The sequence below is a fragment of the Actinomyces sp. 594 genome, assembly GCF_019325145.1.
Classification (GTDB): Bacteria; Actinomycetota; Actinomycetes; order Actinomycetales; family Actinomycetaceae; genus Actinomyces.
Genome location: NZ_PIZC01000048.1, coordinates 77,754 through 85,444, shown reverse-complemented (window position 1 = coordinate 85,444; position 7,691 = coordinate 77,754). Strand labels below are relative to the sequence as shown.

5 protein-coding genes are annotated in these 7,691 nt (G+C 67.1%); 2 read left to right on the top strand and 3 right to left on the bottom strand.

Annotation, left to right across the window (positions count from 1 at the left end; translation table 11 throughout):
- Window positions 1–176 precede the first annotated feature (176 nt).
- Window positions 177–734: an NADPH-dependent FMN reductase gene (locus tag GZ998_RS08160; RefSeq protein WP_162678715.1), complete on the bottom strand. Its 558-nt coding sequence runs from the start codon at window positions 732–734 to the stop codon at window positions 177–179.
- Window positions 735–899: 165 nt separating this feature from the next.
- Between GZ998_RS08160 and ilvA the strand changes: the two genes are divergently transcribed.
- Window positions 900–2,474 (top strand): threonine ammonia-lyase, biosynthetic, encoded by a 1,575-nt coding sequence (ilvA, locus tag GZ998_RS08155; protein WP_162678716.1) that lies wholly within the window; start codon window positions 900–902, stop codon window positions 2,472–2,474.
- A gap of 903 nt (window positions 2,475–3,377) precedes the next feature.
- On the opposite strand, the gene ilvD is transcribed toward ilvA, so the two are convergent.
- The gene (gene ilvD / locus GZ998_RS08150) at window positions 3,378–5,273 is read right to left on the bottom strand and encodes a dihydroxy-acid dehydratase (protein ID WP_219109558.1); all 1,896 of its coding nucleotides are present in this window, start codon (window positions 5,271–5,273) and stop codon (window positions 3,378–3,380) included.
- Between the two features lie 294 nt (window positions 5,274–5,567).
- On the opposite strand from ilvD, the gene GZ998_RS08145 reads away from it, so the two are divergent.
- Window positions 5,568–6,935, top strand: a complete 1,368-nt coding sequence (locus tag GZ998_RS08145; RefSeq protein ID WP_219109557.1) for an amidase — start codon at window positions 5,568–5,570, stop codon at window positions 6,933–6,935.
- Between the two features lie 329 nt (window positions 6,936–7,264).
- On the opposite strand, the gene GZ998_RS08140 is transcribed toward GZ998_RS08145, so the two are convergent.
- Window positions 7,265–7,672 carry an FKBP-type peptidyl-prolyl cis-trans isomerase gene (locus GZ998_RS08140; RefSeq protein ID WP_161923602.1) on the bottom strand — a complete coding sequence of 136 codons (408 nt, stop codon included), beginning with the start codon at window positions 7,670–7,672 and terminating at the stop codon, window positions 7,265–7,267.
- Window positions 7,673–7,691: the final 19 nt, after the last annotated feature.

The window sequence follows — 7,691 nt, the reverse complement described above, 5'->3', positions numbered from 1 at the left end:
GGCTTCCAGCGTGCGGCCGAGGCTGCGGCGCACGCTGGAAGCCCCTATCTCTTCGCTGACCAGTGCCGGCGAATCTCTATTTTCTGCTGCTATTGCAGCGATTAGTGACAGTCGGCGTGACTGGGCTCGAAGTGCGTAAGCGTGCGGCACCCAACGGCTCGCACGCCCTGCTGGCCTCAGCGCAGCGCGGCCAGGGCCCGGTCCTGGGCGACGATGGCCTGGACCATCGCGGGGACCTCCGCGTCGTGGTAGGCGGCGGGTGCGAAGACGCTCATGTTCTCGAAGTCGGTGGCCAGGTGCAGGTTTACCTGGGCGCCCACCACGCCGGTGGTGAAGTTCGACAGGATCAGGCGCAGGGCCTCGATCGGGCGGTGCCCGGCGGAGAAGGAGTAGCCGACCAGGCCCATGGCCTTGTTGGCCAGCACGGACGGGGTGATGAAGTCGATCGCGTTCTTCAGCGCGCCCGGGACGGAGTGGTTGTACTCCGGGGTGACGAAGATATAGGCGTCGTACGCCGCCAGGGCCTCGTTCCACTTCACCGCGGCCGGGTCCTTGGCGGGGGCTGCCATTGGGGGAAGCTCCTCGGCAAAGACCGGCAGGTCGAACGAGCCGAGTTCGAGGACCTCGGCCTGCACGCCGTCAACGGTGTTGGCCTTGTCGGCAACCCACTGGGCGACCGGCCCGCCTATGGAGTTGGGGCGGACAGATCCGGTGATTACGGCGATCTTGGTCATGTTGCGCTCCTTGAAAGCACAGTTGGAAGCAAAACGAACAGACCAGACTGTAGGCCATAGGTCCCAGTCAACCCAGAGTGTAATTTATGGCCTTACTCATACTCATTGTCGTCGCCTCTGAAAAACCGCACAAGCCCGGGGAGCAGCCCCGGTTAGGCTGGGAGCGTGAGCGATGCTGGAAGCAACGGAAACCACGCGGTCCACAACTCCCCCTGGGAGGGCGCCCGCTACCTGCGGGAGATCCTGCGCGCCCCTGTCTACGAGGCCGCCGAGCACACCCCCCTGCAAATCATGCCCGCCCTGTCCGCCCGCCTGGGCAACACGGTCGAGGCCAAGCGAGAGGACCTGCAAGCGGTCCACTCCTTCAAGATCCGTGGCGCCTACAACGCCATGCGCTCCCTGTCCGACGCCGAGCGCGAACGCGGCGTGGTCACCGCTTCCGCCGGCAACCATGCGCAGGGAGTAGCCCGCTCGTCCGCCCTGCTGGGTGTGCACGCGCTGATTGTCATGCCGACCGTCACGCCCCGCATCAAGGTCGACGCCGTACGCGCCCTGGGGGGCGAGGTGCTTCTGGCCGGCGACAACTTCGACGCTGCTAAGGCCGAGGCCCTCCGCCTGGCCGAGGCCGACGGGCTGACATACATCGCCCCCTTCGACGATCCGCGGGTGATCGCCGGCCAGGGCACTATCGGATTGGAGATGATCCAGCAGGACGCCAATCTGGATCGCGTGTTCGTGCCTGTGGGCGGCGGCGGCCTGATCTCCGGCATCGCTGTACTGATCAAGCAGCTAATGCCGCAGGTTCAGGTCATCGGCGTCGAGCACGAGGAGTCGGCCTGTCTGAGCGCCGCCCTTACCGCCGGGGAGCCGGTCACGCTGGAGCACGTCGGCCTGTTCGCCGAGGGGGTGGCAGTGCGCCGCATCGGGGATGAGACCTTACGCCTGTGTGCGCAGCTGCTCGACGACGTCGTCACCGTCTCCTCCGACGAGGTCTCCGCCGCCGTGCGCGACCTGTTCGAGGACCTGCGCGCCGTGCCGGAGCCGAGCGGCGCCGTTGCCCTGGCGGGGTTGAAGCAGTACGTGGCAGCGCACGATCTGTCCGGAGAGCGACTGGCCTGCGTGCTGTCAGGGGCGAATCTGAACTTCCACCAGCTGCGTTACATCTCCGAGCGAGCCGAGATCGGCGAGCAGCGCGAGGCGATCCTGGGCGTGACCATCCCAGAGGTGCAGGGAGAGTTCCTGCGTTTCGCCTCCGTACTGGGCGGCCGGGCGGTCACCGAATTCAACTACCGGGTCTCCGCCTCGGCGCCCGCGGGCGCACCGGCCCGAATCTTTGTGGGTGTGCGGCTCACCCGCGGCCGGGAGGAGCGCCGCGAGATCGTCGCCGACCTGGAAGCCGCCGGCTACGGCGTGGTGGACCTGACCGAGGACGAGCTCGCCAAGGTGCATGTGCGTTCCATGATCGGCGGGCGTGCCCCCGAGGGCCTGGTGGAGCGGCTGTTCAGCTTCGAGTTCCCCGAGTCCCCCGGGGCGCTGACCCGGTTCCTGGAGATCCTAGGGACCCGCTGGAACATCACCCTGTTCCACTACCGCACCGACGGCGCCGACTACGGACGCATTCTGACCGCCTTCGAGGCCGGCCCGGACGACGCCGAGCTGACCGAACACATGGACCGACTCGGCTACGCCTACCAGGAGGAGACGGACGACCCCTCCGCACGCTTCTTCCTGGCCCGCTGAACCCGCCAAGCCACTACCCCACCCCTTCACCGAGGTCGGTAGACCTTACGTGCCGAGGTCGGTCGCCGCCTAAACAGGCTCTCCGTGTTTGGGGGTAGTTGGCAGTGTGTGTTGGTCGGTCCAGCAACGGCCTCTCCCGCACCAACGCACAGCCTCCCGCACCTGAACGCGGCCTGCCGCGGTCGAGGACGGTCTTCGCATCGTCACTTCGAGTGACCGTATCCGCGCGCACGAAGCACTGGTTTCCGACCTTGGCGCGTGGTTTACGACCCCAGGGTGGTCACGAATCGCACCCCAAGGTCGTAAATCGACATGACGGTCATCTTGCGAAGCACAAGCCAGTCGGGGATCAAAGTCTCGTCGCGTTCGCGGGTGTGATGGTGTACCAGCGAAGCCCCGGTGTCGGTTGTTGTTGATGTCCCGGCGGGAGGGCTCTGGCAGGCACGAGGGGTGCGATTGATCGCCGCGAGTCTGGGGGAACACCGCGGATCCCGCGGAATGCTGCGGTTCCTTTGGGAAGGCTAGGACGCTCGCCTGACGGTTCCTCCTCGTGCAGACCATTCCATCCTTCACGCACCCCTACGTCCCTTCAGTTCAACGATTAGTGCTTTCCTGCAACGGTACGCACCTCGCAGTGCCCGAACCGTCGGCCAAGGGCACAAATCTTCACGCCCAGCGCCGACCTACGTGCCAGATCCCATCCAGATGAAGTGGCGCTGGCCGCTGCTCGATTGGAAGTCCGAGCGCGAAGTTATCCGCCACCCGCGCAAGTACGTTCCCGCACTCGTCGCCTGCATACTCTCCACCGCATGCTGGGCGCTCACACGCTGAGCGGGTGCGGCCCCCGACGACGGCGGGACGCGCACACCCGCTCAGCTGCGTTAGTTCCGAATGCGACAGGCGTCAGCGAACGCGGATCCGGCTAAGGTCACGGACGGCGCCGAGGTCGGCGCTTGTGGCGAGCATGCCGTAGGCGCGCAGCGACTTGGACACGTGGCGGGGACGCGGCTTGTGCGGCGTCCACGCGTCCTCCCCGCGAGCCTCCTCCTCGGCGCGACGCCGGGCGATCTCTCCGTCATCTACATCCAGCTCGATGGAGCGGTTCGGGATGTCGATCACGATGCGGTCCCCGGTGCGCACCAGCCCAATGAGCCCGCCCGCGGCGGCCTCCGGGGAGACGTGCCCGATGGACAGCCCGGAGGTGCCTCCGGAGAAGCGCCCGTCGGTTAGCAGCGCGCACTCCTTACCCAGGTGCATGGACTTGATGTAGGTGGTCGGGTACAGCATCTCCTGCATGCCCGGGCCGCCGCGGGGCCCCTCGTGGGAGATGATCACCACGTCGCCTGCCTTCACCTTGCCGCCGAGGATGCCCTCCACCGCCTCATCCTGGGACTCGAAGACGACGGCGGGCCCGGAGAAGGTCAGGATCGAGGCATCCACCCCGGCGGTCTTGACGATGCAGCCCTTCTCGGCGATGTTCCCGAACAGCACCGCCAGCCCGCCGTCGGCGGAGTAGGCGTGGGCGACATCGCGGATGGCACCGTTCTCACGATCAGTGTCCAGTGCCTCCCAGCGGGAGGACTGGGAGAACATCTCAGTGGTGCGCACGCCCGCGGGTGCGGCCAGGTAGCGGGTGCGGATCGTCTCATCCACCCGGCTCGCCCGCGGGTCGCGCAGGCCGTCGGCGTCGGGGCGGCCGATGTCGTACTGGTCGAGCTCGTCAGCCAGGGTGCCGCGCAATACGGTACGAGTGGTGGTGTCTAGCAGCCCGCCACGGTCCAGCTCCCCAAGGATGCCCATGATGCCGCCGGCACGGTGGACGTCCTCCATGTGGAAGACGTTGGTGGAGGGAGCCACCTTGCACAGGTGGGGAACCTTGCGGGAGAGCCGGTCGATGTCAGCCATCTTGAAGTCGACCTCCGCCTCCTGGGCGGCAGCAAGCAGGTGCAGCACCGTGTTGGTAGACCCGCCCATGGCGATGTCCAGGCTCATGGCGTTCTCGAAGGCGGCCTTAGTGGCGATCGAGCGCGGCAGGACGGAGGCGTCGTCCTCCTCGTAGTAGGCCTTGGTGATCTGAACGATCTGGCGGCCGGCCTCCTGGAACAGGGCCTTGCGGTCTGCGTGTGTGGCCAGGAGCGATCCGTTGGTCGGCAGCGCCAGGCCCAGGGCCTCAGTCAGGCAGTTCATGGAGTTGGCAGTGAACATGCCGGAGCAGGAGCCGCAGGTGGGGCAGGCCAGGCGCTCAATGGCGGAAATGGTCTCATCGGGGACGGTAGGGTCGGCGGCGTCCATCATGGCGTCGATCAGGTCGAGCTTGCGGGTGGTGCCATCCGCCGCCACCATCTTGCCGGACTCCATCGGACCACCGGAAACAAAGATGGTGGGGATGTTCAGGCGCATCGAGGCCATGAGCATGCCGGGGGTGATCTTGTCACAGTTGGAGATGCACACCAGGGCGTCGGCGCAGTGGGCGTTCGCCATGTACTCCACCGAGTCGGCGATCAGTTCGCGGCTGGGCAGGGAGTAAAGCATGCCATCGTGCCCCATGGCGATGCCGTCGTCGACGGCGATCGTGTTGAACTCCTTGGCAATGCCGCCGGCGGCCTCGATCTGCTCGGCGACCACCCGGCCCACATCCCGCAGGCCCACGTGCCCGGGAACGAACTCGGTGAAGGAGTTGGCGATGGCGATAATCGGTTTGCCGAAGTCCGAGTCCTTGACACCGGTGGCGCGCCACAGGGCGCGGGCGCCGGCCATGTTGCGACCAGTGGTGGAGGTAGCGCTGCGATAGCGGGGCATGAGCGTCTCCTGGGATGCGGACGATTTTCGAATGGCCACAGCGTAGTGTCAGCGGCGTCGACAATCCCTGTGCGTTCACTCACTGGGCCTTAAGTTTCCTGCGGCATTGCAACGTTCCGACGACGCCGCCTCCGCTCGCCGGTGAGCGAAAAGCCTCGCATCCACCTGCCGAATTACGGCACACGCCCCTCACGCCTCCCATCTCCTGCCCCGCCGCCGACATACCCTCCCCAGCCGCCCGAGCCGAAACAACGCTCCCCCTACACTCTTGAGCACCGGATCAACGGAGGCCGCATGACCATTCCGCGCAACGCCGTCGACATCGCCCATGCCGTCAGCGCCGGACACATCACCGCCCGGGCCACGATCCAGGTCGCGCTGGAACGCATTGATGCACTCGACCCGGGTCTCAATGCCTTCACCGCGGTGCGGCGTGAAGCCGCCCTGCGGGAGGCCGACGTCCTCGACCGGCGCATCGCGGCAGCCGGCCCGAGCGCAGCCGGACCGCTAGCGGGAGTACCGGTGGCGGTCAAGGAGGAGTACGACGTCGCCGGGGAGGTCACCACTGTCGGTGGCCGGGGCAATAGCAGTCCCGCCCAGGCGGACTGCGCCGTCGTCCGACGGCTGCGGCAGGCGGGCGCCATCATCGTCGGGCGCACGAACATGCCCGAGTTCGGCCAGTTCCCGGTGGGAGAATCCGCGTATCACGGCGACTGTCTGAACCCCTGGGACCCTGCCCGCTCCCCCGGCGGCTCCTCGGCAGGCTCAGCGGTCGCCGTCGCCACCGGCGCAGTTCCGGTAGCCATGGGTGCCGACGGCGGGGGCTCGCTACGCATTCCGGCCTCGGCCTGCGGGGTGCTGGGACTGAAGCCGACACGCGGCAGGGTCAGTTCGGCACCGTTGGCCGAGCACTGGTTCGGACTGGCGAGCTTCGGCGCGATCACCCGCACTGCCCATGACCTGGCCGTGGTCATGGACGTCGTCAGCGGTAATGAGCCGGTGGATCGGTGGCGGCTCGACGCTCCTACTCGGCGGTTCATTGACGCCGTAAGCGCACCACCGCCTCGACTACGCATCCTCTCCGCATCCAATGCGGTCATGCCAGGTGCGCGCCCGACGCCGGCCATCACCCAGTCTGTGCGCTCCGTCACCGCCGCCCTACAGGGCTTGGGCCATGATGTGCGCCCGGCTCGGGTGGCCTGGCCGGTACCGACCGCACCGTTCCTGACGCTGTACTTCGCCGGCATGCACGTCGAGGCGCAGCAGGTTGAGCACCCGGACCGTCTGGAGTCGCGCACCAGGACCTCGGCGCGTCTGGGCGCGCTCATTCCACAACCGGTGGTGCGCGCGGCGCTGAGTCAGGCCAAGCGCGTGCACGACGGCGTCGAGGCCGTCTTCGGGCGGGCAGACCTACTGCTACTGCCCACCCTGCTAGACCTGCCCGGCGCCGCGCACGACTTGCACGGTAAAAGCTGGCTGTCGGCGATGCTCGCTTCGACGCCGACGATCTCCAACACTGCGATCTTCAACGTCTCGGGACATCCGGCATTATCGGTGCCGGCGGGGTTCTCACACGGCCTCCCCGTAGGTGCACAGCTCGTGGCCCGCGCGGGACGAGAGGATCTGCTACTGGCGGTGGCGGCGCAACTGCATACCCACTAGGCGACGGAGACTCACTCCGGAGGACGCCACCTCGTCCCCGCCAGCCGCGCCCCGCCCCTACTACGACCCTTTGCCTTCTACTACGAGCTTTTGCACCCTGGTGTACGCCTTTTTGCCGCACACCAGGGTGCAAAAGTTCGTGTCGGGGGACAAAAGCTCGTACCAGTGCACGGTTCCGTGCCTCATGCCGGGAGGCAAAGGCCCGTGTCACACGGTGCCAAGGCCGCCAATGCGGCGTCCGAGGCGCCCGTACTGGGGAAGGCCCGAGGGCCAGAGCTCGCCCAGCGTCAGCGACGTTCGCGAGGCGTCAGTACTGGCGAAGGCCCGTGTCACATGGTGCCGAGGATCTCGGTGACGAACACCAGGGTGTCGCCGCCCTTGATGCCGGCCTGAGGCACCCCGCGCGAGCCGTAGCCGAGCTCAGAGGGGATGGACAGGATCACCCGGCTGCCGACGCGCTGGCCAACCAGCCCGTCGTCCCAACCGCGGATGACCATGCCGACGCCGACCTGGAAGTTGAGCGGCTGACCGCGGTCGTAGGAGTTGTCGAAGACGCGCCCGTTCCAAACCTGGCCCAGGTAGTGGCACACGACGGTGTCACCGGACTCAATGACGGCGCCGTCGCCGGCGTCAAGCACCTGCACCTGCAGACCCTCCGGGGCCTCCGGCCCGGGGAAGGTCAGGGTGGGCTTGGCGCCCTTGGCGCCGGAGACAGTGGGCATGTTGATGTTGATCATGTGGAACAGGCTACGGCAG